Below are 26,656 nucleotides of genomic sequence, written 5' to 3' on the forward strand. Positions count from 1 at the left end.
TATTACTTTTATATAGATACCAGTTTATGAAAACAATATTAAGAAGTTTACTATTATTAGGCTTACTTCTCTTCTCTTTACAATCTTGTGAAGACCAGGATGACATTGCTGCTCCGGCAAATTTGCAGATAAACGATTTTATCTGGAAAGGACTAAATCAGTACTATCTTTGGCAGGCTGATGTTCCTAATTTATCTGATGAGCGCTTCGGAAATAAGCAAAGTGCCTTAAATTCTTTTTTGAGTGGTTATGCCGAGCCTGAGAATTTGTTTCAGGATTTATTGAATAAACCGGCGAGTAAATTTCCCAAAGGAGAAGCAATTGACCGATTCAGTTGGATTGTTAAGGATTATAGTGTTTTAGAACAAGAACTTCAAGGAACCAGTAAAAGTACCGGAATTGATTTTAAGTTGAGTTATAAAGGAGAAAGCAATTCAGATCTGGTAGGTTTTGTACGTTATGTTGTTCCGGGTTCAGACGCTTCGGGCAAAAGTATCAAACGTGGTGATCTATTTACAGCTGTAAACGGAACTCCGCTTACCGCTTCTAATTACAGACAATTGCTTTTGGATTCGGAGAGTTATACTTTGAATTTAGCGCAGTATAACGGAAATGTTATAGAATCAAATGGAAAATCGGTTACGTTGGTAAAGACAACGCTGAATGAAAATCCAATTCTGATCAATAAAGTTATTACGTCCGGAAGTCATAAAATTGGTTATTTGATGTATAATGGTTTTTATAGCACTTATGATTCGCAGTTAAATGATGCTTTTGAGGAATTAGCAACGCAGGGCGTAACTGACTTAGTTCTTGATTTGAGATACAATGGAGGAGGATCGGTTCAGACCGCTACACGTTTGGCCAGTATGATTACGGGGCAGTTTAAAGACCAGATTTTTGCTAAAGAAAAATGGAACGCTAAGCTTACCGCTTATCTTGAAACGGAAGATTCAGAATCTTTAAACAATAGGTTTGTAGACAATATTAACGGAAGAGCCATTAATAGTTTGCGTTTAAGCAAAGTATATGTGCTGACTTCTAATGGAACTGCGTCTGCAAGTGAATTAATTATAAATGGATTAGTTCCTTACATTAGTGTAGTACAAATAGGAGATTATACAGTTGGAAAAAATGTTGGATCCGTAACACTATATGATTCCGAAACATTTACAAAAAACAAAGTCAATACAAGTCATAAATACGCCATGCAACCTTTGGTTCTTAAAATTGTTAATGCAACAGGTTTTGGTGAATATACAGATGGTCTAAAGCCTGCTTATGAGCAACTTGAGTATTTATCTAATTTAGGTGTTTTAGGAGATCCTTCAGAACCTTTATTAAATACTGCCATTGCAAAAATTACCGGTGCTTCGGCTAAAAAAGTACAACAGGACAGAGGAAAGGCACTTCGATCTTTCATCGATTCCAAAGCAATGAATGGTATCGGAAATCAGATGTATGTTGAGAAAGCTCCGGAAGGGCTTTTGAGAACATTAAATTAATGATGATCGTATTGTAAGAGATACATTATTAGATAAAAATAGTTTAATTAAACACCCATAAAATTAGTTTTATGGGTGTTTTTTTTGTTCTTACGGTGAATAGCTCCAAATAAAAAGAGGCTGCCTAATTTTTAATTAGACAACCTCTTTGTTCCAAAAAAATAAAATAATAATAAAGGATGAATTGATTACGTTGAAAAATAATTACAGAATTATTTTATCAGACGTTTTTCTTAGTTATTAAAGTAAAAACCGTTTGGTGCTACACCAACCGTTAATTCTTTTTGAAGTGTTCCGCCTAGATTGTAAATGTAAGCTTTACTGTCTTGTTTATAGTCTCCACTATCAGCTAGATAGATAAAATTATTATTAACTGCAAAACCATATAGATAGCCAATAGTAGAAGTCAAAATTGGCGTTGTTGAGGGCGTTGTTGCTGTAGTATTTATTGCATAAACGGAGCTCCCGGCTGTATAATAAATTTTGCTTTCATAAATGTCTAAAAATCCTGCTCCATCTAAACTTTCCGGAAATGCAATTTTGGTAGTTGTTTTGTCAGATAATTTCACTTTTACAATTTCACTTCTGGCTCCGTAAGGACCTCTTAGAATGTATAAAATTCCATTTTCTTCTTCCATCGTGTCTGCACTTGAACCAATAGCTATAGTCTCCAGTGTTTTAGTAGCTATGTCAACGATCAACAGGTTATTGTTATTATAAGGTTCAGTAATGTATAGTTTTCCTTCCTTTAATACAATTCTGTTACCAGTTGCTTTCAATTCAATTTTAGACTCAACAGTATTAGTGGTCAAATTAATTACAGCAATATAATCATCTATATTTCCATTTGGATTTTCTAATGGTTTTTCAAAATTGTAATAAGTGTTGGCATTGGTAACATATGCTTTTCCGTCTTTTACTACACCATATCTTGGTTTAGCTAGTCCTGAGTCGATTTTAGCAATTAATTTAAAAGTATATCTGTTTACGACATTAATTACATTAGATCCACCAGAGATGATATAAGCTTTATCACCATCAAAGAAAATATTTTGTACATATTTCCCTATCAAGTCCTTTGGATTTGCTGAAGTGTAGGCATCTTTTGTAAAGGTGCTTAAGTCTTTACTTAAAAACGAAACAGAACCTTGTCCTAAACTTCCTTCATTTAGAATGAAAAAGCCATTTTTATACGGACTCTCTATTTCAACATTAGTATCATTGTTTTTGTCATCATCACTTGAACAGGAAACAAATAAAGAGATGCTGAGTGTTATTAAAAGCAGTTTGCTAAATTTCATAATATTTAGAATTTTAAGGTTAGATACATATTAAAATTGCGACCCGGCATAGGTCTGTCTTCATAACTTTCATAATTTTTATTGAAAATATTTAAAATCTGAAAGCCAAGTTTGAACGTTTGTAAAATTTTGAAATCATAATCGATCCCAAAATTTGAAACACTATAATCATTTATTATTTCATCTGGATTGTTATCCGCTCTTGTGTATACAAAACCATTATGCAAGAATTGATAATAAGCAGTTATTTTATTTCTTGAGTAAGAAACAGATCCGGTGACTTTGTTGTATGGAACAAAGAAAAGTTGGTTTTTGGTTTCGCCATCTTTTGATGCTGTATAGGCATAAGTAGTGTTTGCACTAAAGTAGTTTTTGCCAAAATGGCCCTTCCAGTTTAACAGAGTTTCTGCTCCATAACTATCTACTTTGGCTGTGTTTTGTGGAGACCAAATACCATTTTGCCCAGGAACCCACTGCAGTAAATCTTTTATTTTGATATAATAAAAGGTCTGACTAAGTGTAATGTTTTTGAAAGTAAAAATATTACCAATTTCTGCCTGATAAGAATTCTCCGGTTTTAAGTCTGGATTACCGCCTTGGTCCCAATATAAATCGTTATAAGTTGGAATTCTGAAATTTCGGGACAAATTTAATTTTAGCTGGTATAATTTACTAAACTGATAGAATGAACCCAAAGAGAATAAAAGGGGTGATTTATAGTTGTCTGTAAATTCTTTTCGAATACCAAATTCATTTCTCCAAACGGCAGAGATATCCTGCTTCAAGAGTAATGATGTTGAAAAGATTTCACGAATATGATCTCCGAAACTAGTTCCAGATCCCTTAGTTCGGTTGTAATCTACGATAGCATTTATTTGTATAGATTTAGATAGTGTGCCTGCTAAATCTAGTTTTGTTGTCAAGCTTTCGGTTTTACCATAACTAAAATAGTCCTTTGTATTATCTTCGTAATATTGGTAATTTTCAAAGATATAGGCGGTTTTGAAATTTGCTTTCAATTTTCCAAAATCGCCATCGTACTCCAATAAATTTCTATTGAAACCATTTATATACTTGCTTTTAGTATCTGTTTCTGTAATCAAAGAAGTATTTCGATCTGTATTAGAAGTTTGGCTATATAATTTTAAACTATTTTTAGCGTCAAATTTATATCCCAAATTGGCACTCATTGTAAAAACATCGTATTCTCCATTTTGATTCCAACGTTGTTCTCCTCTCCAGGTATATCGATCCAGATATTTGTAATCATTGGTCGAACTATTTTTAGAAAAACCAATTTGAGCGCTCCATTTTTTGTTTGAAATATTTGTTTTGTAGTTAACTCCAATGGTGTTAAAACTCCCGTAATTTAATCTTAAGGTGTTTTCAAAACGATCATAAAAACCTAATTCATTGTTTAAATGTACCGTTCCTCCAATTGCCCCACTTCCATAAATGACACTCCCTCCACCTGCTTTTACGGTGACAGAGTTATAATCAGAACCTGAGATTGTATTAAAATCAGTACTTCCATTCATTTGAGAGTTGATATTAATACCATTCCAAATTACGGCAGTCTGCGAAGCGCTGGTTCCTCTGAACGAAACAGTAGAAAGCATTCCGCGACCGTACTCTTTAAAATAAATTGTTGAATTATAATTTAATAAATCAGTTAGCAAAGCCTCGTTTTTATTGATAATCGAATCATTCAAGGTTTGAACAGACTGTGTGCCGGAGTATTTTTTAAGATTGGTGTCTGAAACAATCACTTCTTTTAATTTTGTGATAGAATCGTTCTGTGCCAAAAGGATCTGACACAATAAGAGCAAACAAAAAGACAACCGTTTTTTTAAAGTCATAATTTCTACACTCTTGTTCCCGAGAGTTCGATATTAGTTACAAAGGCAGGTCTCCTGGCTCGCGTCTTGTTGTTTACCTTCCCATTCGCCAAAGCGAGCAGTGGTTTTGTAGTTAACAACAAGCATTCATTTCTGAACTAAGCTTACAGTTGCGGGTACAGCTCAAGTTTTTACTTGATTCCCTTTTTAATGTGCTAAATAAATCAGTAACACAACCTTAAATTTTTTGCAAAGATAAAGTTAAAATTATTGAATTTTCAAATTTGGTCTGTTTTTTATGTGAATTCCTAAAACAAATTTACAGCTGTAGGTTTATTTTGACGACTTGTCCAAAATCGACTTTATTCTGAAAAGCATCTTTCAGCGGGAGTGAAGTATGGTGGCAAAGCAGGCTTCTGATGACTCCTGCATGGGTAACAACAATTATCGGTTGTTCTGCTTTTTTTGAAATTTGCTCTGATAAAAAAACGCCGGTTCTGTCATGTAATTCAATAAAAGATTCTCCATTTGTAGCGTGAACAGTCACAAAATCTTCCATCCACGGATTAAGTTGTTCGGGTAGAATGTCATTCCAGCTTTTCATTTCCCAATCTCCAAAATTCATTTCCATTAGTCTTTTGTCTTCCTGGTAATAAATGGTTTTGATTTCGTTTTGAATGTATTTTGCTAAAATTACACAACGTTGTAAAGGACTTGAGAAAAGAATCGCTTTTTGTGGCAATTGTGAAATGATATTTTCAAAAATAAGTTCAAAAGGTTCTGCTAGAGCAACATCAGACTGTCCGTAGCAAATGCCCTTTTCGCAGAGCGTTTCGGTATGACGGACTAAATAAATTTCCATACCAAAAGAAGTGCTAAATAATAAACAACTTCGCACACCTGTTGCGTAGCTCCCAAGCAGTCGCCTGTATAACCATCAATCCATTTCTGAAAGTAACGCGCTAAAAAATAACGGGTCAAAAAAACAGGAATTAAAACCAAAAGAATCTGGTATTTGAAATAGGACAGCACAAGTAGGGGGACTAATCCAAAGAAAAAGGAACCCAAAATTTCTTTCCAGGTATTGCTTTTAGCAATGGGTTTGCTTTTACTTGAAGCATCATCACGCGAATACTCATGAGTGAAAATAATACTAATCGCTGCCAAACGACTCAAAGCATGAGCTGAAATAAACAATAAGAAAATTTGAAAAAGGGCTGTTGAATCCTGAATTTGAAAAGGTGCTATAGATTCTGAAAGCAGTTTGAACTTTAATAAAAAAAGCAAAATCAAACCAATGGCACCATAGGCACCAATAGCGCTGTCTTTCATTATCAGTAGTATTTTTTCCTTAGTCCAGCCTCCTCCAAAACCATCACAAACATCTGCAAAGCCATCTTCATGAAAAGCTCCTGTAGTTAATATAGAAGCAATAAAAGCTAGTATCACAGCAGTTTCTACCGACAGAAAAAGAGAAAAAACATAAAATGCCAAAAAGGAAATACTTCCAACAATCCAGCCTATCAAAGGGAAATACCGTGTGGCTTTATTTAGATAATCCGGATTATGATCAATGTTTTTTGGACATGGAATCCGGGTGTAAAACATGAGCGCTGTGAAGAATATATGGAGTTCTTTTTTCATTGAAAACAAGTATGTAATTTTATATTAAATAGAAAGCTGTGACTGAAACTGAAAACTGCGACTACTTTACTTGCGACTAACCCCGGCATTTTCAAAAGTGGCCATTTCATTGAGAAAAGCTTCTGCAGATTTTAAAATTGGAAGAGCGATCGCACAGCCTGTTCCTTCTCCCAAGCGTAAATCGAGATTTAAAATAGGTTTCGCTTCTAAATAATTTAACAATTTCTGATGGGCCTGCTCGGCTGAAACGTGGCAAAAAATGGCATTTCTTTTAATATTCGGATTTATTTTCGAAGCTATTAAATATGCTACACTGCAAATAAAGCCATCTACCAAAATCAACATTTTGCGATCATATGCGGCGAGCATCCCACCCGCCATTTGTATAATTTCAAAACCTCCAAAATAGGCCAATTGCTGTTGCATTTCAGTTTGACCTGAATAATTTTCAATCGCTTTTTTCAGTATGTTTTGTTTTTGGATCAGTTTTTCGTCTTCAACACCAGTTCCTTTTCCAACACATTCTTCGATCGGAAAACCCGTTAGAAGACTCATTAATACTGCTGCTGTAGAGGTATTTCCGATTCCCATTTCACCAAAACCAATGCAATTAGAATCCGTTTCTGCGATAGTATTTACAATGGTTTTTCCTTTTTCAAAACAGAATTGCAGCTCCGTTTCGCTCATAGCGGGAGCATGTAAAAACGATTGTGTTCCTTTTGCAATTTTGGCATTTATTAATTTGGCATTTGTTGGAAAATCATAGTTCACACCCGCATCTACAATAGATAATGTAATGTCATTTTGTTTGCAGAAAACATTTATTGCTGCGCCCTCTTCGAGAAAATTAGCAACCATTTGGCGGGTAACATCCTGCGGATAGGCACTGACACCATGATTTGCAATTCCATGATCGGCTGCAAAAACAACGATATTTGGGCTTTTTATCTTTGGATTTAAAGTTTCAAAAACATGTCCCATTTGCAAAGCCAAGGTTTCTAAAACGCCCAAGGCACCGATAGGTTTGGTTTTAGAATCGATTTTTTCCTGTAAAAGTGTAGTGAAATCCGATTGGTCCTTAGATGCTAATTGTGGATTTATTTGAAGATTCGAAACCACACTTTCAAGCACATTAGTAATTTCGGTCACATCAGGGACTTCCGATTTTTGTTTCCAGTTGAGTTGTTGCAACATCGGCTGGTTATCGTAATTGGTAGCCGGTTTTCCGATACAGAAATAACCAAGGGGTTCGATGTTCTCCGGTAGATCGAGTATTTTTTTGAATTGATAATAGTTTAGAATAGAAACCCATCCCATCCCAAAACCTTGTTCAGTAAGCGAAAGCCAAATGTTTTGTGCGGCACAAACCGAACTAAATTTAACGGCTTCATTACTGCCAACCGTTCCAATAGTGAATTGATTTAGAACTGCTCGGTCATAAGCGATAATAAGTCCAATTGGAGCTTCTTCAATCGCTTCTAATTTCAGCGATTTATAATGCTCTTTTTGCTCTGGATTGTCTGTAAGAGCCTCTGCTTTTTTATTATACTCTAAAAATAAATTCTTGATAGCACTTTTAACTTCAGTCGATCTGATGATGTAGTATTTTGTAGCATCAGTCAAACCAACAGAAGGAGCCCAATGTCCTGCCTGTAAAGCTTTATTGATTACTTCATCAGGTACTTCATCTGCGGTGAAATGTCGGGTGTCCCGACGTGATTTTAAAATATCGTCTAAATAACTCATAAGCTTGTAAAATTACAATATTAAAAATTCCAAATTCCAAAAAGCGAATAAATGCGTTGGAATTTGGAATTTGAGATTTGGAATTTACTACCTCTGTTCCTTTATTTTGACAGGAATTCCGGATACCATCAAAACAACCTGATCTGCTTTTGAAGCTAAAAATTGATTCATCCAGCCTTGCAGCTCGGTAAATTTTCTTCCGATATGAGTTTCTGCGTGAACGCCCATTCCAATTTCATTGGTAACAATGATCAAGGTCGCGTCTTTTTGATTGGCTATTTTTTCAAATTCAGCTTTGGCTTCTTCTAAAGATAAAGACACGTCATTTTTAGTATCAACGAAAAAATTGGTAAGCCATAGGGTAACACAATCGATGAGGGCTACGCTTCCCGTGAAATCAATTTCGCTTAAATGTTTCTCTTTTTCAATATTCGTCCAACGCTCGTCACGTTCCTGCTGATGACGGTCGATTCTATTCTGAAAATCGGCATCCCATTTTCTTGCTGTCGCAACATACATAGGCGCGCTAGAAAGTTGCAAAGCCAAATTTTGAGCATAACTGCTTTTTCCGGATCGCTCGCCGCCTGTAATTAGATAGATCATTTTTTTGTGAGATGTTATTGGTTAGAAGTGAGGTGTTATTTGTGAGATGTTAGATGTAAATGGAAAGAGATACTAAACCGTAATTTGTAATTCACTTTTTACAAATGACATTTTACATTTCACAGTATTAATAAGGACAATGTCTGCATCCGTTTCCGCAACAGTTGCCTCTTTTTAGGTGAAACCAGGCTTTAAAAACATATTTATTGTCTTCGAGATAATAATCAATTCCCTCAATTAACTGTTCTGATTTGGGTAAGGCTGCGGCTTTATTGCGAAGCGCTTTTTCCGGAGTTATAGTTTCTACATAAGCTTCAATTTTATCTTCACAGGCTTCTTTAAAGCAAGCCGGACAAAGACAATCGCCGCCTTCGGAGAGATTAAAAATAGGAGGGTAATTATTGCACCAACATTTGTTCTCAACAGAAATATCTCCGCAGCTAAAAGTAGATTCACAGCTTGAGCAAACTTTTGTTTTTGTGGTATTCATGTAGGTAAAGATAATATTTATTTAATTTTGTCAGATTAAAGAGGGGTAAAAAAAATAGAAATTGATTTACCTTTGCTGTTAATTGAAACCGGCATTATGAAATTGTAATGATTCAAAATGACCTATATTTATCACGAATTACAAATACTATACCTATAATCTACTTATGAAACATTTAGTATCTAAATTTATTTTTGTTTTTTCTTTTTTTCTTCTGGTTGGATGTAAAAAGAGTGAAAATACAGAAAGCGTAAAATCTGAAATTGCAAAAAACAGTATAGAATATGCTTCGGGGCTTTCTATCGTAAAACACGAAGGGTATTCGGTGGTAACGGTTTCAAATCCGTGGCCAAATGCCAATAAAAACTACACTTATGTTTTAAAAGAAAAAACAGCGGAAGTTCCGGATAGTTTACAATCTTATCCTGCTATAAAAGTTCCTTTGGAGTCTGTTGTAGTGACTTCAACAACCAATATTCCGTTTCTGGAAATGCTCGAAGTAGAGAACAAACTGGTAGGTTTTCCGCATACCGATTATGTTTCTTCTGAGAAAACAAGAGCCTTAATCGATAAAGGAGCTGTTAAAAACGTAGGGCAAAACGAGAAACTGAATATCGAACAATTAATCGAATTGACACCGGATTTAATTGTAACGTTTGGTGTAGACAACAACAATCCAATGTTGGATAATTTGAAAAAAAGCGGACTAAATGTATTCATTCAGGCCGATTGGATGGAGCAGTCTCCACTTGGAAAAGCAGAATGGATCAAACTTTACGGCGCCCTGTTTGGCAAAGAAGAAAAAGCAAAAGAATTGTTTGATAAAATTGTTTTGAGTTACAATCAGGCTAAGAAATTAGTAGCGGGCAAAAAAGCCGCTTCTACCGTTTTGTATGGTTCGATGTACGAAGACACCTGGTATGTAGCAAAAGGAAACAGTTGGGTAGCTGAATTTATGAAAGATGCACAAGCCAATTATTTATGGGCTGATCTTAAAGGAACCGGAAGCGAAGGTTTGTCTTACGAAAAAGTACTGGTAAAAGCCAAAACGGCTAATTTTTGGATTGCTACGGGAGCTGTTAAAAACCTCGAAGAATTAGGTAAGAACAATCCGCACTATACAGAATTTGATGCTTTTAAAAATAAAAATGTTTATAATTTTGAAAGCAAGTTAGGGGCAACCGGAGGTACTATTTATTACGAATTATCACCAAGCCGACCTGATTTGGTTTTAAAAGATTATATCAAGATTTTTCATCCGGATTTACTTCCAGGTTATGAGTTTACTTTTGCTGCTAAATTGAACTAAATTGGCAGATAAAAAACGAAATACCATTTTATTTTTGATGTTGGGTTTAGGCTTGGTTTTTATGTTTCTGGCCAGCATTAGTCTGGGCTCCGTCACCATTCCATTAAAAGAAGTGTATACGAGTCTGACGGGTGGACATGCGAGTAAATCGGCATGGGAATACATCATTATAAATTACAGATTACCAAAAGCAATTACGGCTGTTTTGGTAGGAACGGGTTTGTCAATTAGTGGTTTACTGATGCAGACTTTGTTTCGAAACCCGCTTGCGGGACCTTATGTTTTAGGACTGAGTTCCGGTGCCAGTTTAGGAGTCGCCTTTGTGATTTTGGGAGCCGGATTTTTGCCGTCTTTTTTAAGTACAATTGCGTTGTCTTCTTACGGAATTGTATTGGCCTCCACTTTAGGAAGTACTTTAGTTTTATTATTGGTTTTGGTGGTCTCACAGAAATTACGAGACACTATGGCGATCTTAATCGTTGGACTTATGTTTGGAAGTTTTACCACTGCCATTGTAAGTGTTTTAACGTATTTTAGTACCGCAGAACAGCTTCAGAAATTTACTTTTTGGTCGATGGGGAGTTTAGGAAACCTTTCTTGGTCTACCATTGGTATTTTTACAATTTGTGTGAGTATTGGATTGCTTTTAAGCGCGAGTAGTATAAAACCTTTAAATGCCTTGCTTCTAGGAGAGAATTATGCTAAAAGTGTGGGCTTGAATTTCAAGAAAGCCCGATTGATTATCATATTCGCAACAAGTATTTTGGCAGGAAGTATTACCGCTTTTGCTGGTCCGATTGCCTTTATTGGTTTGGCAGTACCCCATATAGCAAAACTTACTTTTCAGACCAGTAATCATACTATTTTGTTTTGGAGTACTTTGTTTTTTGGTGCCACAATTATGTTGTTTTGTGATATCGTTTCAGAAATGCCGGGATTTGAAGTCACGCTTCCTATAAACGCAATTACATCTATTATCGGTGCGCCGGTAGTAATCTGGCTTTTGGTAAGGAAGAAAAATTTTTCATAAGTTAATTCTTTCAAAAATAATTAGTAAATTGGTTTTTTAAACACATAGAAACATAGCTTTTATTTCAATTTATTAATTAATGATTACTCAGAAATATTTGAATGAGTTGACTTACGAGGTGATTGGAGCTTCGATAGAAGTGCATAAAGCAATTGGGAATGGATTGCTTGAAAAGGTTTATCATCAATGTCTGAAAGAAGAGCTTTTACAAAGAAAATTAAATTTTTTCACAGAGATGAAAGTGCCATTGCAATATAAAAATAAAGAATTAAACGCAGATCTGAGATGCGATTTGTATGTTGAAAATTGTTTGGTAGTAGAATTAAAAACAGTTTCTGAAATAAACGCAATGCATAAGGCCCAGCTGCTGACTTATATGAAACTTTTAAAAGCACCAAAAGGAATTATAATTAATTTTAATTGTTTCAATATTTTTAAAGATGGTCAGAAAACATTTGTGAACGAATATTTTAGATTATTGCCTGAAAAGTAACTCATGAAACTATGTGATAATTTACGAGTAAATTCTAAAAGGGATTTAAAAAAATAAGTTTAGTTAGTCTATGTTTCTATGTGTTAAAAATAAAATTATCCTGTAATGAAAAACATCTTATCAACAATAAATCTAAGTATAGGTTATCGAAATAAAAACGCGAAGGTCACAATCGCTGAGAACCTGAATTTAAATTTAGTTTCAGGAAAACTCATTTCGCTAATAGGGGCAAACGGAATTGGGAAATCGACTTTATTGCGCACTATTACAGGAATTCAAAGACCATTATCCGGAAAAGTTTTACTTAGTGACAAAGACATCACCACATTTAAACCTTTAGAATTAGCACAAAACCTAAGCGTTGTTTTAACCGAAAAACTACCGCCAAGCAATTTGTCGGTTTTTGAACTAGTAGCCTTGGGACGCCAACCCTATACCAATTGGATAGGAACCTTAACGCCCGAAGATGTAACAAAAGTAAACGAGGCTTTAGAGCTTACACAAATCACACACTTGTCCCGAAAAAAACATTTCGAAATAAGTGACGGACAATTGCAAAAAGTATTAATTGCAAGAGCACTAGCGCAAGATACGCCGCTAATTATTTTAGATGAACCCACAACACATCTTGATTTACTACACAAAGTTTCCCTCTTTAAATTGCTGAAAAAGCTAACTCAGGAAACGCAAAAATGCATTTTATTCTCAACGCACGATATTGATTTGGCGATTCAGTTAAGCGACGAAATGATCATCATGACACCCGATTTATTCGTGCAAGACGAACCTTGTAATTTGATTTCAAAAGGAAGTTTTGCGACCTTATTCAAAGACGAACATATTGTTTTTGATGCTGAAAAAGGGAAGTTTGTAATTACTTAGAAGTATAATTATTCTCAGGAGCTAATCCTTCTGTTCCTTCCAATCTTTTGCTTTTTAAAGAAAAAAGCAAAAGGATTTTCCCTCCCATAAGGGCTAGGGCACTTGTATCCAAAAGAACTTCACCAGTCCTGCAAGGTTTTCAAAACCTTGTGCTTGCTTATAAAAAAACAAAACAACCAAAATAATTCGTGTCAATTAGTGAAATTCGTGTTCAATATTTTCCTTGATAAACAGTACTTCTTCTTCTTCTTCTTCTTCACGTCAAATGATGAAAAAAGTGTCAGGTCGCTATTTGTGTTCCTGTGAGATCATGATATATGGAGTGCATTTACGTTTCAAAGATACCTACAAGGTTTTGGAAACCTTGCAGGAAGAAAGCACGAGAAGATTAAATTTTTAAACCAATCTGTCTTTTTGCCTCGCCAACCACAAAGGCAACAGAATTAGCAATATTAAAACTTCGAATCAATTTGGACATCGGAATTGTCAAATGATTTTCAAAACGATCCAGGACTTCTTTGCTTAAACCAACGCTTTCTTTACCAAAAACCAACCAGTCTCCATCTTGAAAATCGGTTTCCAGATACGATTTCTCAGCATGAGAACTCATCAAAAAAACACGGGATTGATCCGGAATTTGTTGGATCCATTCTTCCACATCCGCATATTCGGTAACATCAAGATGTACCCAGTAATCCAAACCCGAGCGCTTCAGGTTTTTGTCATTAATTACAAAACCAAACGGATGCACCAAATGCAAGCGACTTTCGGTACCCACGCACAATCGTCCTATATTTCCGGTATTATTTGGTATTTCAGGTTCTACAAGAACAATATTCAGCATTGATTTTTTTGTTAAAAGTTAAATGTAAAAATGTAAAAGTTTCTAGTAATTATCTAATTGACACATTATCAAATCGACACATTATTTAATTTAAAATCAGAAACCTCCAGTACCTCTCCGGCTTTTAGGTTTTGCAAATATACATTTCCTACCCGAACGCGAACCAATCTTAAAGTTGGAAAACCAACCGCAGCGGTCATTTTTCGAACCTGACGAAATTTACCTTCATTTACCGTAATCGAGGCCCATGTAGTTGGTCCGTGGCGCTCGTCTCTGATTTTTTTGGCTCTCAGTCCAAAATCTGGAATTTCGGTAACGATAAAAGCTTTGCAGGGTTTGGTAATGTATTTGCCACCGTCGAAACCAATTTCCACACCTTTTTGTAGTTGCTCAATAGCTTCGGGAGTAATAACACCATCAACTTGTACATAGTATTCTTTGTCTACTTTTTTACTCCTTATTTGTTCGCTTACCTTTCCGTTTGTGGTTAGTAAAAGTAAACCCTCAGAATCTTCATCTAATCGGCCGATAGCCATTGTACCTGCAGGGAAATTGTGTAATTCTCCCAAAAGTTTTTTCTTTCTTTTTAACTCATAGATAAACTGGCTTAGATAGCCGTAAGGTTTAAAAAGAATAAAGTGTCGATGCATGTTGTTTTTTGTGGCAAAGATAGCTTTGTTTTAGGAGTACCAAAAGAAGAATTACTTTCTCTTCGTTAAAAAATAATTCAACTCAGATTTGATTATTTTTCTGTCACGATCCAATAAGTATATTTTTTCGGGATTTGCGCTATAATATCCGTAGTAAATTTGCTTCTCTAAGGGCTGATCCCAATTCAGAACATAAATGGTACCGTCAGGATCATTGTCCAATCCTCTTTCGATATTAAAATTTCCCTTTTCGCTAAATTCCTTTTCAGGTTCTTTTCCCTGATACACTGTAATCAATTCAAATCTATTGTTTTGCGCTACGCCATAATCGGCATCTATTTTTAAAGTAGTTTTAATTCCACTGCAATCCGCACAAGGCAATACTCCTTCAAATACGTATGTTTTATTGAAGCGTTCATTCGTTTTGGTTACCGTTTTTTCGTTTTCAGGCGCCGTAGTTTGTTCCTCTTTTTTGGGATGGCAAGCAAGTACTAAAGAAGCAATTGTTGCAATACATATTAATTTTTTCATAGCGTTCAGATTTTTTAAAGATGGTGATAAAAACGAAATTAATATACAAAAAATATACCATAAACCAAAGAGGAGATTATGAAGATGTTTATTTCATACTCGGATAATTAGTACGAAAGATACTGTATGATTACGATTAGAATAAAAACAGTATTTAGAGGTGTATTCGTACATTAAAGTGACGTTTTTTTGTTTTTTTGGACTCTTTTTTTGCTTCATCTGTAAAGAAAAAATACTATTTTCGTGTGGTATTGCTTGTTAAAAATAATGTTGTAGGTAAATTTTTCTAAAAATATATAATGCTATTAAAGCTTGTTTTTATTGATGATAATTAACTTTTTTGTTGAATAAATTAGTTAATAGTAGTGAATATTTATAAAATAGGAAGCATTAAATTTAAGATTTTACAATATTCTCTTAACTTTAAAGACTATAAATTTGGTTTCTAAAAACTCTATTATTTAAACATATGAAAAACATTTACACGATGCGCCACTTGGTGGCTTTTTTAAGTTTTTTTTGTTGCTGTTCGGCAAGTCTCGTTGCGCAGGTTACGATGCCGGGCGCACAACCCTTGCCGTATACACAGAATTTTGACGGTTTAGCAGCTAATGGCACCACATATCCAGCAGGATTGCAGGGTTGGAGTGCGGCCACGGCACCCGGAAGTGCTTATGTTACAGCAGCTACTTTGGTTGCAGATAAGGCGTTGACGGCCGGAAGCACAAATAGCAGTACAGCAGCAACTACAAGCGGTAACATTCATAATTATAGTGGTAAAATAGGTTTTCTTAATACCGGATCAGTTGATCTTACAATTGCCTTGGCTTTCTCGAGCACCGGACAAACGGGTGTTCAGGTGCAGTATGACGCGATGACCATTCGTAATCCGTATGGGTTAGTGTCGGGTACAACAACATCGGAGCGAATAAATGAGATGGTTTTGCAGTACCGTGTGGGTACAACCGCTGCTTTTACAACTTTGTTGGAAACCGCTTATACAAATAACACAACGCAACAGACAGGAGCGGTTACCGATCCTCAAAATACAAAAACGATAAAAATAACATTGCCTGCGGAATGCGATAATCAAAGTATTGTTCAGATCAGATGGATTTCTAAGCAAAATTCCGGAGGAGGTTCTCGTCCTTCTTTTGCAATTGATAATATCGACGTGAGAAGTGATATTGCAGCTCCGGTAAATGCTGCAGGTTATCCAAAAGCGGATAATGTTTTATCACAAAGTTTTGATTTTTCTAATAAATTAGATGAAAAAGGAAAAACCTATTATGTCTTATTAAATGGCGGAAGTGCAGAACCTACCGTAGCGCAACTTAAGTCCGGTCTTGATGCAAATGGAACGGCAGCTTTACAATCCGGATTCTTGGATATTGTTGATGCCTCTCAGGTATATGTGAAAAATTTTGATGGTTTAGCTCTTAACACAGCCTATACTGTTTATTCGATTTCTGAAGATCCCTACCATAATATTCAGGCTTCAGTTCATAAATTAGAGATTACAACTTCAAGTGTTGCGATTCCTTCTTTAGTAACGACAAGTACTTCGCTTGATTTAGGATTCTCTGAAGCGGGTTATGATTCAGAAATAACAAGTTATCAGATTCAAGGTAGTAATCTTACTCATAATGTTATAGTGACTGCTTCAGGTAATTTTACGATTTCTAAGGATAATACTGTTTTTCAATCAGCAGTAACCTACAATGTGTCTGACTTTGATTCAAACGCAACGCCAACCGTTTATGTTAAGTTTACTCCAAATGCTACCGGTACTTTTTCGGGAGAAATAAAGCATGAGTCAACTGGAGCAACGACCAAAACAGTCGCTCTTGCAGGAACAGGAATCAATCCGTATGTGCAAGGTTTTAATGATGTAAATGTTTTAACAAATAGTGGCTGGACACAATACAATGTGGCTGGAACCAAAAATAAGTGGGGATCAACGACCATCGCTCGAAATGTAAATTCCGGAACCGGTGCTGTTCTTATGAATGGGTATTCTGATAATGGTCCTAGCGAAGATTGGTTGATTTCACCAAAATTACACTTAGATAATTTCAATCAATTTCCTTTATTGTCTTTCTACTCTCGTAAATTTTATGCCGGAACAGGTTTAAAATTGATGGTTTCAGTAAATTATGACGGTAAAAGCAGTCCTGAAACGGCTACATGGACAGAGTTAAATGGTAATTTTCCAACAGCAACGGGAACTTACGCGCAATCCTTATACATTAATTTAGGAGCGTATAAAACCAGTCATACCTATTTGGCATGGGTTTATGAAACCACAGCCGGAGGAACTAATAATGCGGCAGAATGGTCATTTGATGATTTTGCAGTTACAAATGAGGTGGGATATGTGGCTTCAAATCCAAATTTAAATTTTGGAGATGTTAGTCCCAACACTATATCGGCAAGTCAGTCTTTTGACTTAAAAGCTGATGGATATGGCGATATCACCCTTACAGCGCCTACAGATTATCAATTGTCTTTAGATAATGTTTTATTTCAATCCAGTATAGTGGTTAGTAATGCTGATGCAGCGGCTGGTAAAACACTTTATGCAAGATTTGTACCTTCTGTAAAAGCATTAGCTATTTCCGGACCTTTAACGGTGACTGGAGCAGGATTAAACAAACAAATCGGAGCATTGACAGGTTCTTCTTTGCCTAAAGCAGAAACTTTTGATATCGTGACTTACAATTTAGAGTTTTTTGGAAGTGATGTAAAAGGGACTGACGGAGCGGAGTTTGGTCCAATTGACGATGCATTACAAATCGACAATGTAGCCAAAGTAATGAATAAGTTAAATGCTGATGTTTACGTAGTGCAGGAAGTTTCAGATGATCCTTCTATAGATGCTTTGATTCAAAAAATAAGTATTAACGGAAAGACATTCGATAAAACAATTTCGACATCATGGTCGTATTCGTTTAATGTACCGGATCCAAATTTTCCTCCTCAAAAATTAGTGGTACTTTATAATACCCAAACAACTACTGTGAAAAGTACGCGTGTAATGTTTAAGGATTTGTACGATAATGTACGTTCGGGAGCCGTGACTTTACCTAACTATCCTGGTGGTAACGGAGCTAGTTTTTTCTCTTCAGGTCGTTTGCCTTATATGGTTAAAATTGAAACTAATATTGGTGGAATCCAAAAAGAAATTAACCTGATCGATCTTCACGCACGCGCCAATAGTGGAACCGACATCTCAAGATACAATATGCGTAAATATGATGTTGAATTACTAAAAGACAGTTTAGATGTGCACTACCCAAATTCAAACTTTATGATATTGGGCGATTTTAATGATGATGTAAAAATATCGGTTGTGGGTACAAATACTCCTTCTTCTTACCAGAAAATGGTGGAAGATACGGATCGTTACAATGCTTTAACTTTAGGAATTAGCCAGGCTGGAGCCTATAGCTTTTTAAGTTCAGGTGGATTCTTAGATCATATTATTATTTCTAATGAACTGACAGATCAGTATATTTCAAATTCTATTGCCGTGTACGATCCGCGTACAGACATTACAAATTACGTAAATACAACTTCAGACCATGGACCGGTAATTGCCCGTTTTGAATTGAAAAAGGATAATTTATCGACGGTTGATTTCCAAACTAAAAACGGATATTTTGTTCAAGCCTACCCTAATCCTGCATCAGATGTTGTAAATATTGCCGTGAAAACAAATGATGATAAAAATCTGAAGTTAAGACTTTATGATATGTCGGGGCGTTTGGTTGCAAGCCCGGTTGAAATAAAAGGGACTCCGGAGAAAAGTGATTCCGTAATTCAGATTAGTAATCTTAAAACAGGAATCTATATGTATACTTTAACAGAAAACAATAAGGTTATATATAGTAGCAAGATTATTAAAAAATAAGTAGAGATACAACGGTAAATGAAACAGGCAGCTGAATAAGCTGCCTGTTTTTTTTTGCCACAGATTAAAGGATTAAAAGGATTAATAATTTGTGACGCAAAAAAAATAAACACGAATTGCACAAATTACACTAATTAATTCGTGTCAATTAGTGAAATTCGTGTCAAAATGATGCGCTCCTCTAAGGAGAAATCTTTCTAGTTTTCGTTGAATAAACGTTTAGTGCGATCTAAATCGACAGTTTCATGAGCAGGTATTTTGATAAAGTAATTCAATTGCCACTGTTGCGTTTTTTGGGCTTGTTTGTTGGTGGTTTCATCCCAAGGCGGATAAACTCTTGTGGCTCTTTTTCCTTCTTTGGTATCAGTCGAAAAGATTCCGCGTTCTAATAAGACAGATTTAGGAAATATAAATTGCCCCAATAAATCCTCTTTTCGGACACTGATAATCACATAATCAATCGCATCTGTAGCATCAAAAGGAGCAATGATTTTCGACGGATTGCGTTTCCATAAAGTTACAAACTGACCCGTTTTTGTGGGCGTTATTTTGGCTTCCCGATAACAAATGAGTTTGGTGTTTAATTGCAATCGATACGCACTGTATTCCATGCTTTCAGATTCAGGCTCCGGTTGGGTACCTTCAAAATTAAGGAGATCATAAACCCGTTTTTTGGCGATTAGTAGGTCGTTCGGAATGGAGTTCGAAGTATTCCAATTGTTTTTAATGTTCATTATGAGGGAGTTGCTTTTGTTGTCTTTTTTTTGAAAATTACAACAAAAACGGCTTTAAAACGAAACATTCAATCCAAAGTTTAACCCCCATTGGAACTGATTAAAAGACTGGTTGTTTAAGGGGTTTATGTAGTAATTCATTGCCGGTTCAACAAAAACATTTGTTTTTTTGTAAATGCGGTATTGTAAAGTACTACTTAATACAGAGCCATAAACAAAGTCATTGGCATCAAGATTTTTTCCAATAGTAGTACCATCCAAAGCCACATTGTTTGAAATTAGCTTACCAACAAAACCTCCCGTATTTAAATTGACGGTAGTTCTGTTTTTACTAAAAACGGCGTAGGAAACTTCCAATGGCATTTCGATATATTTAAGAGTCTGATTTAAAGTACCGCTTTGAATGCTCTCACTGCTTACTACCTCTTTAGTACTGTTTGAAACAAATACATAATCGTTAGTTGCTGCAATCTGAGGAGTAGGCGACTCTTGAACATAAAAATCAGCAATGCCTAAAGCCATATTTTTTTGTCCTCTCACATCCATATACGAAATATTGGCAATACTCTGACCTAATTCATTGATCTTGAAACCTGAACCAACTGCCCATTTATTATTGATTTTGTATTTTGTCTTTACTCCGTATGTACTACTTTGTTTAGAATCATTGTTATATCCTAAAGTCTTGTCATTTTTATAGTTTTCAGAATTAGCAATACCGGCAAAAACTTCAACAGCCCATTTTTCTGCGGGAGAAAGAGGTTTTGTTTCCTTCTCAATTTTAGATTCAGGAGCGATTATTCCTTTTTCTAAATTCTGAAGTACGGCCAATTGAACAGAATCTTCTTTACTCAATACATTATTGAATTTGGAGTTGTTTTTTTGATGTTCAGCAACTGCTTTTTCAGTATAAATCGTTCCGTTTCTAAGCTCTTTTTCGTTTTTACTATCTTTATTCTGTTGTTGGCTTAAAATTGAATTGGAGGAATTGTAAGCAAAACTGTTCGTGTTTTTTGACTGCAATTTCTCTTTAAAAAGTGAATTCGAAACCTGATTTTTTGAAGTAGCATTAAACGGGTTCTGTTTACCGGCACTAAAGGTCTTTTCGGCTAAAATCTGATTCGCTTTTCTTGTTTCAGGATCTGCCGTTTGATTTTTTGAAACTGAAGCAAACGCATTTTCTCTCTCCGGACTATAGTTTTTCTGCGCTATAGTTTGATTCTGCGCTCTTTTTTCAGAGTTAAACAATTGATTTGTAGAAACAGAATTGAATGCATTTTGTTTTTCCGAAACAAATGATTTTTGAGCTACAGCCTGATTGCTGTTTTTCTTTTCTGCGTTTAATTCCTCAGAAGGTAGATTTGGGTTGTTTTTAGAAGCAGTGCGAGCCAAAGCTGTTTTGTCTGTTTCTTCTTTTTGTTGTGAGGTAGCTAATTGATTGTCGGTAGCTCCTGAAACCGGATTTTTACTGTTGATCGTTTTTTGATTGATGATGGTTGGTTTATCAGAGACTGTTTTGTCCTGAGTAGAGGTCGCGTCGTTTTTATTTACAACAACACTGTTATTTTCTATAGTAGTCGTTCCGGTATTTTTGATTCCGGAATCTGAATTAAGATGAAGAACAGAAGGAATTGCAAGGCCTAATAATAAGCATGCAGCAGCCGACCACCAAAGAATAACTCTCTTTTTCTTTTTAGGTTTGTTTAATTTTTCCTCAATCTGACCCCATAATTCGGGTGGTGGAACACTTAAAAAGTTTTCCATTGATGAAAAAATAGTCTCTATTTTCTGCTTCTTCATGCTGTTTTAAAATTTTTTATGCTCAAAATTCTCTTTTGCAATATTCCTTTAGCTCTGTTTAAATTTGATTTTGATGTTCCTTCTGAGATTTTCAATAACTCGGCTATTTCTTTGTGTTTCATTTTTTCAAAAACATATAAGTTAAAAACGGTCCGGTATTGATCCGGTAAATCCCGAATGTATTCTAATAGTTTTTCCTGTTGTATCGGAATAATGTCCAATTCTTCTTCGTCTACAAAATCGGTGTCCGGATCGAAAACATCTAAAAAGAAATTTTCCTTTTTCTTCTTATTTAAAGTTTCAATAAGTTTATTGATAAAAATACGTTTCAGCCAGCCTTCAAAACTTCCTTCAAATTTGTATTGACTTATCTTTTGAAAAACAATGATAAAGGCTTCCTGAAAAACATCTTTAGCATCGTCTTCGTTTTTCATATACTTTAGGCAAATTCCATATAAAACAGGAGAAAACAGCTGATAAATTTTCAGTTGTCCTTCTCTGTTGTTTTGCATGCATTGCTTAATATATATTTCTAAATCGTCTTTCAAAAAGTGGTTGAATTAATTTTGGTAAAATTAGTTTTTTTTAACTCGCAAAGTCGTCTTTAGCAAATCATTTGGTCGGTATTCAGGTTGTCTCTAGTTGTTTATGCGGTAGTGCTTTTTTGAAACTCATTTCCGGTTAGCAATATAGGAGATGGTGTTTCTCCTATATTTTCTTCCCGGTCCTATAATTAGTAATTAAGTAAGCATTTGAATTTTTGTTCTAATTTTTAAGAATAAGTATTTGTCAAAAAGCAAGATTTGACTACTGTTTTAGAGCTGTTATTTTGTCCTGAATGGTTTTCTTGAAAGCTTTTATAGCGGCACTTTGATCTTCGGTGTCATTATTATCGATATAAATTTTAGTAACAGTTGTACCTTGACGCAGTTCAAAATAAGTTCCGCCTTTTGTTGAGGTATCCGGCGTACCATAGGTTTTGGTTTGTCCTCTTATGGCTAAAATTTCAGCAGGGATATTTTTTGTAAAAAGACTATGTTCTCCTCTTTTAGAGGTTGCAAGATATTTGTATTGGCCAAATTCATAGCTTCCTGCTACTACGTTTAGGAATTTTAAAACATTAAACTCATTCAACTGGTAGAATTTCTGACAATCATCTCCGGTACATGGTTTGGCATAACTTCCAATTATTACATTGTCTGTAGTTTCATTAGTAACCTTATTAAAGAAGATTTTTTTTGATGTTCGGGGAATCAAAATGTAATCAGAAGGGTAGGTTACGGTTGGTGCTGTAGATTCTCCGGTTTGAGGTGCTTTTTCATATAAATTAATGATAATCTCACAGTTGTTCTCTACAATTGAAGCTACTTTTATGCTATAACCGGTTGTAGGTTTCTGACCTGCAAAAAGACCTACTAAGTAATTTTTTGTAAAATCGATTGTAGGATCACTTGGATTTGGACAGCTGTTTGGATGCTTGGTGAAAAAAGAAAGTAATTTCTCTTCTGTAGTAACCACTAATGCACCAGACTTTTCAGGTTCAATTTTTACACTGTAATTGCATAAAAGTGGGATTCCGGTAAAAGTGGTGTTTACATTTGATCCACAGCTGGTATCAATATCGTCATTACCCAATGAACAGGCACTAATTCCGAAAACTACAAATAAGCCTAGTATTAATTTTTTCATAATGTGTTTGTAATAAATTATATTTAATAGATGTAGCTTTTTTAAAAAGGTTGCGTGATAAAAACTTTTTTTTCTTTACTTCATAAGGAAGCACTACAGATTATTGCATACTTTTACTTAAAAATAATTTTAGTTATGTTTGATTTTTTTCCGCTTTTACTGGTTTTTCCGCTTGCTTTGTTCTTAGGGATATACTTGGGGAAATTATTGTTTTCGGCCAGAGCCCAATCAGAAAAAGTGAGTTTGAATGAAAGATTAAATGCAGCAGTAAATCAATTGCAAGCACAAAAAGAACAGTTTGAAAAAGAGCGAAATCATCTTGAAAAACAGTTTCATTTAAACAATTCCGAAAAAGAAAATATCAGAACCGAAAAAGACAGTCTGGCCATTCAGCTTTCAAAAAAAGAAGTGGATTTTGAGAATTTATGGGAACGTCATAAAGAACAAAAAAACGAGATAACGGAATTACAGGAAAAATTCACCAAAGAGTTCGAGAATCTGGCCAACAAAATTCTCGAAGAAAAGTCCGCTAAATTTACCGAGCAGAATAGCGAGAACATGAAAAATATTCTGTTGCCTTTACAGGATAAAATTCAGGTTTTTGAAAAAAAGGTCGAGCAGACTCACAAAGAAAGTATTGATTATCATGCCGCTTTACGCCAGCAAATTGTAGGGTTAAGCGAGTTGAATGCGCAAATGAGCAAAGAAACCTTAAACTTGACCAAAGCGCTGAAAGGCGATAGTAAAATGCAGGGAAACTGGGGAGAGTTAGTCTTAGAGCGTGTTTTAGAAAAGTCAGGCTTAGAAAAAGGACGTGAATACGAGGTACAGCAAAGTTTTACAACTGCCGAAGGAGCAAGAGTGTATCCCGATGTTGTCATTAATTTGCCCGATGGAAAGAAAATGATTGTGGATTCTAAAGTTTCATTAGTAGCTTATGAAAGATGGATCAACGAAGAATCGGAAATTTTAAAAATCGAATTTCTTAAGGAGCATATCAATTCAATTAGAAGACATGTTGATCAGCTTGGAGGTAAAAATTACCATGAGTTGTATCAGATCGAGAGCCCCGATTTTGTATTGCTTTTTATTCCGATAGAGCCTGCTTTCGCGATTGCTTTAAACGAAGATCCAACCCTGTACAATAAAGCATTTGACAGGAATATTGTAATCGTAACACCAAGTACCTTGTTGGCTACTTTACGTACTATTGACAGTATGTGGACGAACCAAAAACAACAGGAAAATGCATTCGAAATTGCCAGACAGGCCGGTGCATTATACGATAAATTTGAAGGATTTGTTTCTGATTTGGTGAGAATCGGTAACAAAATCAAAGACACTAAAACCGAGTACGACAGCGCGATGAATAAATTGGTTGACGGAAAAGGAAATTTAATTACCAGTGTTGAGAAATTAAAGAAAATGGGAGCGAAGGCCAAGAAAGCGCTTCCGGAGAATATTATTGCAAGAGCATCAAATTCAGAAGAAAACCAATCTTTAAATTAAAGTCATATGAAGAGAATTTTAATTATTATTGCTGTAAGTTGCCTATTGATTCTAGCAAGCTATTTTGCTTTTGTATATTATGTTCCTTATAGCAACGGATACCGTTCAGGAGAATTAATCAGGATGAGCCATAAAGGGGTAATCATGAAAACCTGGGAAGGAGAAATCAGTCAGGGTGTTTCCGGTTCGCAGATTTTTAGATTCTCCGTTTTAGACAGTGACCAAAAAGTAATTGATGATTTGAACAAACTGGAGGGGCAGTATGTAAAATTAACCTATGTTGAACGCTATAAAACCTTTAGCTGGTGGGGTGATACACATTTTTTCGTTACTGCTGTTAAAAAAGAAAATTCCCCATTTAAATTTAAATAAAATACAATGATACCAGATTTTAAGCCCGTTTCCTCCTCTAAAATAAGCATTTCAGAGCTCATGTTGCCGTCTCACACTAACTTTAGCGGAAAAATTCACGGAGGATATATTTTAGGATTACTCGATCAGATCGCTTTTGCCAGTGCGTCCAAATTCTCAGGGAATTATTGTGTTACCGCTTCGGTAGACACGGTGAATTTTTTGAAACCAATTGAAGTTGGCGAATTGGTAACCATGAAAGCCTGTGTAAATTATGTAGGCCGAAGTTCTATGATTGTAGGGATTCGTGTAGAGGCCGAAAATATCCAGACCGGAGTAATAAAACATTGTAATTCGTCTTATTTTACAATGGTTGCCAAAGATAAAGAAGGCAAAAGTGTCAAGGTTCCGGGACTTATTTTGTCCAGTTTGGATGAGGTGCGTCGTTTTAGACAAGCGATCAAACAGATTGAATCAAAAAGAGAGGTAGAAGAACACGCTAAGGTTACCAATGTAAGTTCTATTGAAGATTTAGCCAGTTTAGAGCAGTACAACGTCTTGCTGGAAATTGGATAGGGTTTTTGTGAAATGTAAAGCGTAAAATGTAAAATGATTTTACAATAATTTAAATTTAAGTGAAATGATAAAATTTGGTTATACGATTTTGTATGTGGAAAATGTTGAAACTTCGATTGTGTTTTATGAAAATGCATTCGGGTTTTCAAGGAAATTTATAACTCCGGAGAAGGATTATGGAGAGTTAAGTACCGGAGAAACGACCATTTCATTTGCTTCCAAAAAACTGGCAGCTCAAAATTTAAAAGACGGTTTTATTGAAAGTACTTTAGAAGAAAAACCTTTTGCAATCGAATTAGGCTTCCTGACAGATGATGTGGCCGGAACAGTTCAAAAAGCAACTTCTTTTGGGGCAGTACTGGTAAAAGAGCCCGTACAAAAACCTTGGGGACAAATTGTGGCTTACGTAAGGGATTTAGAAGGTTTTTTAATTGAGATTTGTACCGAAGTACAAGGGTAAATCTACAAATGTTACCTTTCTGATAATGTTTAAAGAATAAGGAGTATTAATTAATTCAAGTTGTTAGTTAATTATTCTTTTTGAATTTGTTACTATTTGAGTAGCCTCCTGCTTTAGCTCAATGTCATTAAATTAAGCTATTTTTTCACGCAGATTCTGCAGATTTTGCGGATTTTTTTTATTTCATTCTAATAAAATCTGCGTGAGACTTTTTTTGACAATCCTAATAACTTGTTTCATTTTAGAGATAAGAGTACTGCTAACTTGAATTAATTATAATAATTTTTCCTCATTGATGGAGTACATACAAAAGAACCCCTATTTTATTTTTCTGGCCTTAATCGTAATTTTTTTAGCAATCGGGTTTTTGAATAGTAAAGAAACGCTGGATATAAATATTCACGATACTTACTATGTTATTTCTTATTTGCATTTTGCGGTGTTGTTGTCTGTTATTTATACCTTCCTGGCAATCCTTTACTTTGCTCTGATAAAATTAAAATTTCCCCTTATAAAATGGCTGATTAGCACACATGTTATCGTTTCGGTAGGCGGTTTACTTTTGATTTGGATCTTTTCTCAACTTAAACGTGAAATGGCATCCGGAGATATTGAATCTTATACGGCAGGTATGACTTTTAACGATAAAATGTTGTTGGGAATCTTCATAACTGTTTTGACTATGGTTGCTACACAGGTCGTCTTTGTTATCAATGTGATTCAAGCATTAGTTAAAGGCAGATCATAATTTCAAAGCC

25 protein-coding genes and 1 riboswitch are annotated in these 26,656 nt (G+C 35.2%); of the genes, 11 read left to right on the forward strand and 14 right to left on the reverse strand.

Annotation, left to right across the window (positions count from 1 at the left end; translation table 11 throughout):
• Positions 1-26 precede the first annotated feature (26 nt).
• The gene (locus tag ACHRV3_RS11235) at positions 27-1,505 is read left to right on the forward strand and encodes a S41 family peptidase (RefSeq protein WP_395434699.1); all 1,479 of its coding nucleotides are present in this window, start codon (positions 27-29) and stop codon (positions 1,503-1,505) included.
• Between the two features lie 233 nt (positions 1,506-1,738).
• Here the strand turns inward: ACHRV3_RS11235 and ACHRV3_RS11240 are convergent, their stop codons facing one another.
• From ACHRV3_RS11240 to ACHRV3_RS11270, 7 genes are all read right to left on the reverse strand, one after another.
• Positions 1,739-2,806, reverse strand: coding sequence for a YncE family protein (locus ACHRV3_RS11240; RefSeq protein WP_395434701.1), 1,068 nt, complete (start codon positions 2,804-2,806; stop codon positions 1,739-1,741).
• A gap of 5 nt (positions 2,807-2,811) precedes the next feature.
• Positions 2,812-4,665: a TonB-dependent receptor plug domain-containing protein gene (locus ACHRV3_RS11245; protein WP_395434703.1), complete on the reverse strand. Its 1,854-nt coding sequence runs from the start codon at positions 4,663-4,665 to the stop codon at positions 2,812-2,814.
• Positions 4,666-4,691: 26 nt separating this feature from the next.
• Positions 4,692-4,900, reverse strand: a riboswitch (cobalamin riboswitch).
• Between the two features lie 63 nt (positions 4,901-4,963).
• The gene (cobC, locus tag ACHRV3_RS11250) at positions 4,964-5,506 is read right to left on the reverse strand and encodes an alpha-ribazole phosphatase (protein WP_395434705.1); all 543 of its coding nucleotides are present in this window, start codon (positions 5,504-5,506) and stop codon (positions 4,964-4,966) included.
• Entirely contained in the window at positions 5,491-6,288 is a 798-nt protein-coding gene (locus ACHRV3_RS11255; protein WP_395434707.1) for an adenosylcobinamide-GDP ribazoletransferase, read from the reverse strand. Before ACHRV3_RS11255 ends, cobC begins: the two co-directional genes overlap by 16 nt.
• A gap of 66 nt (positions 6,289-6,354) precedes the next feature.
• Positions 6,355-8,034 carry a nicotinate-nucleotide--dimethylbenzimidazole phosphoribosyltransferase gene (gene cobT / locus ACHRV3_RS11260; protein ID WP_395434708.1) on the reverse strand — a complete coding sequence of 560 codons (1,680 nt, stop codon included), beginning with the start codon at positions 8,032-8,034 and terminating at the stop codon, positions 6,355-6,357.
• Between the two features lie 87 nt (positions 8,035-8,121).
• Positions 8,122-8,637: a bifunctional adenosylcobinamide kinase/adenosylcobinamide-phosphate guanylyltransferase gene (cobU, locus tag ACHRV3_RS11265; protein WP_395434710.1), complete on the reverse strand. Its 516-nt coding sequence runs from the start codon at positions 8,635-8,637 to the stop codon at positions 8,122-8,124.
• Positions 8,638-8,764: 127 nt separating this feature from the next.
• The gene (locus ACHRV3_RS11270) at positions 8,765-9,127 is read right to left on the reverse strand and encodes a DUF5522 domain-containing protein (protein ID WP_395434711.1); all 363 of its coding nucleotides are present in this window, start codon (positions 9,125-9,127) and stop codon (positions 8,765-8,767) included.
• A 166-nt stretch (positions 9,128-9,293) separates the two neighbouring features.
• On the opposite strand from ACHRV3_RS11270, the gene ACHRV3_RS11275 reads away from it, so the two are divergent.
• From ACHRV3_RS11275 to ACHRV3_RS11290, 4 genes are all read left to right on the forward strand, one after another.
• The gene (locus ACHRV3_RS11275) at positions 9,294-10,436 is read left to right on the forward strand and encodes an ABC transporter substrate-binding protein (protein ID WP_395434712.1); all 1,143 of its coding nucleotides are present in this window, start codon (positions 9,294-9,296) and stop codon (positions 10,434-10,436) included.
• Between the two features lies 1 nt (position 10,437).
• A complete protein-coding gene (locus ACHRV3_RS11280) occupies positions 10,438-11,466 on the forward strand; it encodes an iron chelate uptake ABC transporter family permease subunit (RefSeq protein WP_395434713.1) in 1,029 nt (342 codons plus the stop codon).
• 79 nt (positions 11,467-11,545) lie between these two features.
• Positions 11,546-11,959 (forward strand): GxxExxY protein, encoded by a 414-nt coding sequence (locus ACHRV3_RS11285; RefSeq protein WP_395434714.1) that lies wholly within the window; start codon positions 11,546-11,548, stop codon positions 11,957-11,959.
• A 105-nt stretch (positions 11,960-12,064) separates the two neighbouring features.
• Positions 12,065-12,841, forward strand: a complete 777-nt coding sequence (locus ACHRV3_RS11290) for an ABC transporter ATP-binding protein (protein WP_395434715.1) — start codon at positions 12,065-12,067, stop codon at positions 12,839-12,841.
• Positions 12,842-13,229: 388 nt separating this feature from the next.
• Here the strand turns inward: ACHRV3_RS11290 and ACHRV3_RS11295 are convergent, their stop codons facing one another.
• The 3 genes from ACHRV3_RS11295 to ACHRV3_RS11305 form a co-directional block, all read right to left on the reverse strand.
• Positions 13,230-13,685 (reverse strand): tRNA (cytidine(34)-2'-O)-methyltransferase, encoded by a 456-nt coding sequence (locus ACHRV3_RS11295; protein ID WP_395434716.1) that lies wholly within the window; start codon positions 13,683-13,685, stop codon positions 13,230-13,232.
• Positions 13,686-13,753: 68 nt separating this feature from the next.
• Positions 13,754-14,335, reverse strand: a complete 582-nt coding sequence (locus tag ACHRV3_RS11300) for a pseudouridine synthase (protein ID WP_395434717.1) — start codon at positions 14,333-14,335, stop codon at positions 13,754-13,756.
• Between the two features lie 51 nt (positions 14,336-14,386).
• On the reverse strand, positions 14,387-14,866 hold the full coding sequence (locus ACHRV3_RS11305) for a copper resistance protein NlpE (RefSeq protein WP_395434718.1): 480 nt from the start codon (positions 14,864-14,866) through the stop codon (positions 14,387-14,389).
• A 469-nt stretch (positions 14,867-15,335) separates the two neighbouring features.
• Here ACHRV3_RS11305 and ACHRV3_RS11310 point away from each other — a divergent pair, with 469 nt between their 5' ends.
• Positions 15,336-18,779: a T9SS type A sorting domain-containing protein gene (locus ACHRV3_RS11310; protein WP_395434719.1), complete on the forward strand. Its 3,444-nt coding sequence runs from the start codon at positions 15,336-15,338 to the stop codon at positions 18,777-18,779.
• 197 nt (positions 18,780-18,976) lie between these two features.
• On the opposite strand, the gene ACHRV3_RS11315 is transcribed toward ACHRV3_RS11310, so the two are convergent.
• The 4 genes from ACHRV3_RS11315 to ACHRV3_RS11330 form a co-directional block, all read right to left on the reverse strand.
• Complete coding sequence (locus ACHRV3_RS11315) at positions 18,977-19,513, reverse strand: MepB family protein (protein WP_395434720.1); 537 nt, start codon at positions 19,511-19,513, stop codon at positions 18,977-18,979.
• A 54-nt stretch (positions 19,514-19,567) separates the two neighbouring features.
• Entirely contained in the window at positions 19,568-21,313 is a 1,746-nt protein-coding gene (locus tag ACHRV3_RS11320; RefSeq protein ID WP_395434721.1) for an outer membrane beta-barrel protein, read from the reverse strand.
• On the reverse strand, positions 21,310-21,861 hold the full coding sequence (locus tag ACHRV3_RS11325; protein WP_395434722.1) for an RNA polymerase sigma factor: 552 nt from the start codon (positions 21,859-21,861) through the stop codon (positions 21,310-21,312). The genes ACHRV3_RS11320 and ACHRV3_RS11325 overlap by 4 nt, the downstream gene beginning before the upstream one ends.
• A gap of 259 nt (positions 21,862-22,120) precedes the next feature.
• Positions 22,121-23,002 carry a protease complex subunit PrcB family protein gene (locus tag ACHRV3_RS11330; protein WP_395434723.1) on the reverse strand — a complete coding sequence of 294 codons (882 nt, stop codon included), beginning with the start codon at positions 23,000-23,002 and terminating at the stop codon, positions 22,121-22,123.
• A 135-nt stretch (positions 23,003-23,137) separates the two neighbouring features.
• On the opposite strand from ACHRV3_RS11330, the gene rmuC reads away from it, so the two are divergent.
• From rmuC to ACHRV3_RS11355, 5 genes are all read left to right on the forward strand, one after another.
• The gene (gene rmuC / locus ACHRV3_RS11335; protein ID WP_395434724.1) at positions 23,138-24,511 is read left to right on the forward strand and encodes a DNA recombination protein RmuC; all 1,374 of its coding nucleotides are present in this window, start codon (positions 23,138-23,140) and stop codon (positions 24,509-24,511) included.
• Positions 24,512-24,517: 6 nt separating this feature from the next.
• Positions 24,518-24,883, forward strand: coding sequence for a hypothetical protein (locus tag ACHRV3_RS11340; RefSeq protein ID WP_047773869.1), 366 nt, complete (start codon positions 24,518-24,520; stop codon positions 24,881-24,883).
• 6 nt (positions 24,884-24,889) lie between these two features.
• Positions 24,890-25,438: an acyl-CoA thioesterase gene (locus tag ACHRV3_RS11345; RefSeq protein ID WP_047773868.1), complete on the forward strand. Its 549-nt coding sequence runs from the start codon at positions 24,890-24,892 to the stop codon at positions 25,436-25,438.
• A 64-nt stretch (positions 25,439-25,502) separates the two neighbouring features.
• Positions 25,503-25,898 carry a VOC family protein gene (locus tag ACHRV3_RS11350; protein ID WP_047773866.1) on the forward strand — a complete coding sequence of 132 codons (396 nt, stop codon included), beginning with the start codon at positions 25,503-25,505 and terminating at the stop codon, positions 25,896-25,898.
• Between the two features lie 295 nt (positions 25,899-26,193).
• Positions 26,194-26,646 (forward strand): hypothetical protein, encoded by a 453-nt coding sequence (locus ACHRV3_RS11355; protein ID WP_395434726.1) that lies wholly within the window; start codon positions 26,194-26,196, stop codon positions 26,644-26,646.
• Positions 26,647-26,656: the final 10 nt, after the last annotated feature.

Source organism: Flavobacterium sp. FlaQc-49, assembly GCF_044005985.1.
In the GTDB taxonomy this organism is placed as follows: Bacteria; Bacteroidota; Bacteroidia; order Flavobacteriales; family Flavobacteriaceae; genus Flavobacterium; species Flavobacterium cupriresistens.

What these genes read in the sequence shown, in the direction of transcription:
- ACHRV3_RS11275 (WP_395434712.1), top strand. Translation starts at nt 9,294, where the DNA reads ATGAAACATTTAGTATCTAAATTTATTTTTGTTTTTTCTTTTTTTCTT.
- ACHRV3_RS11295 (WP_395434716.1), bottom strand. Translation starts at nt 13,685, where the DNA reads ATGCTGAATATTGTTCTTGTAGAACCTGAAATACCAAATAATACCGGA.
- ACHRV3_RS11245 (WP_395434703.1), bottom strand. Translation starts at nt 4,665, where the DNA reads ATGACTTTAAAAAAACGGTTGTCTTTTTGTTTGCTCTTATTGTGTCAG.
- ACHRV3_RS11235 (WP_395434699.1), top strand. Translation starts at nt 27, where the DNA reads ATGAAAACAATATTAAGAAGTTTACTATTATTAGGCTTACTTCTCTTC.
- cobC (WP_395434705.1), bottom strand. Translation starts at nt 5,506, where the DNA reads ATGGAAATTTATTTAGTCCGTCATACCGAAACGCTCTGCGAAAAGGGC.
- rmuC (WP_395434724.1), top strand. Translation starts at nt 23,138, where the DNA reads ATGTTTGATTTTTTTCCGCTTTTACTGGTTTTTCCGCTTGCTTTGTTC.
- ACHRV3_RS11255 (WP_395434707.1), bottom strand. Translation starts at nt 6,288, where the DNA reads ATGAAAAAAGAACTCCATATATTCTTCACAGCGCTCATGTTTTACACC.
- ACHRV3_RS11315 (WP_395434720.1), bottom strand. Translation starts at nt 19,513, where the DNA reads ATGAACATTAAAAACAATTGGAATACTTCGAACTCCATTCCGAACGAC.
- ACHRV3_RS11285 (WP_395434714.1), top strand. Translation starts at nt 11,546, where the DNA reads ATGATTACTCAGAAATATTTGAATGAGTTGACTTACGAGGTGATTGGA.
- ACHRV3_RS11320 (WP_395434721.1), bottom strand. Translation starts at nt 21,313, where the DNA reads ATGAAGAAGCAGAAAATAGAGACTATTTTTTCATCAATGGAAAACTTT.
- ACHRV3_RS11340 (WP_047773869.1), top strand. Translation starts at nt 24,518, where the DNA reads ATGAAGAGAATTTTAATTATTATTGCTGTAAGTTGCCTATTGATTCTA.
- ACHRV3_RS11350 (WP_047773866.1), top strand. Translation starts at nt 25,503, where the DNA reads ATGATAAAATTTGGTTATACGATTTTGTATGTGGAAAATGTTGAAACT.
- ACHRV3_RS11345 (WP_047773868.1), top strand. Translation starts at nt 24,890, where the DNA reads ATGATACCAGATTTTAAGCCCGTTTCCTCCTCTAAAATAAGCATTTCA.
- ACHRV3_RS11330 (WP_395434723.1), bottom strand. Translation starts at nt 23,002, where the DNA reads ATGAAAAAATTAATACTAGGCTTATTTGTAGTTTTCGGAATTAGTGCC.
- ACHRV3_RS11310 (WP_395434719.1), top strand. Translation starts at nt 15,336, where the DNA reads ATGAAAAACATTTACACGATGCGCCACTTGGTGGCTTTTTTAAGTTTT.
- cobT (WP_395434708.1), bottom strand. Translation starts at nt 8,034, where the DNA reads ATGAGTTATTTAGACGATATTTTAAAATCACGTCGGGACACCCGACAT.
- ACHRV3_RS11355 (WP_395434726.1), top strand. Translation starts at nt 26,194, where the DNA reads ATGGAGTACATACAAAAGAACCCCTATTTTATTTTTCTGGCCTTAATC.
- cobU (WP_395434710.1), bottom strand. Translation starts at nt 8,637, where the DNA reads ATGATCTATCTAATTACAGGCGGCGAGCGATCCGGAAAAAGCAGTTAT.
- ACHRV3_RS11305 (WP_395434718.1), bottom strand. Translation starts at nt 14,866, where the DNA reads ATGAAAAAATTAATATGTATTGCAACAATTGCTTCTTTAGTACTTGCT.
- ACHRV3_RS11300 (WP_395434717.1), bottom strand. Translation starts at nt 14,335, where the DNA reads ATGCATCGACACTTTATTCTTTTTAAACCTTACGGCTATCTAAGCCAG.
- ACHRV3_RS11240 (WP_395434701.1), bottom strand. Translation starts at nt 2,806, where the DNA reads ATGAAATTTAGCAAACTGCTTTTAATAACACTCAGCATCTCTTTATTT.
- ACHRV3_RS11270 (WP_395434711.1), bottom strand. Translation starts at nt 9,127, where the DNA reads ATGAATACCACAAAAACAAAAGTTTGCTCAAGCTGTGAATCTACTTTT.
- ACHRV3_RS11290 (WP_395434715.1), top strand. Translation starts at nt 12,065, where the DNA reads ATGAAAAACATCTTATCAACAATAAATCTAAGTATAGGTTATCGAAAT.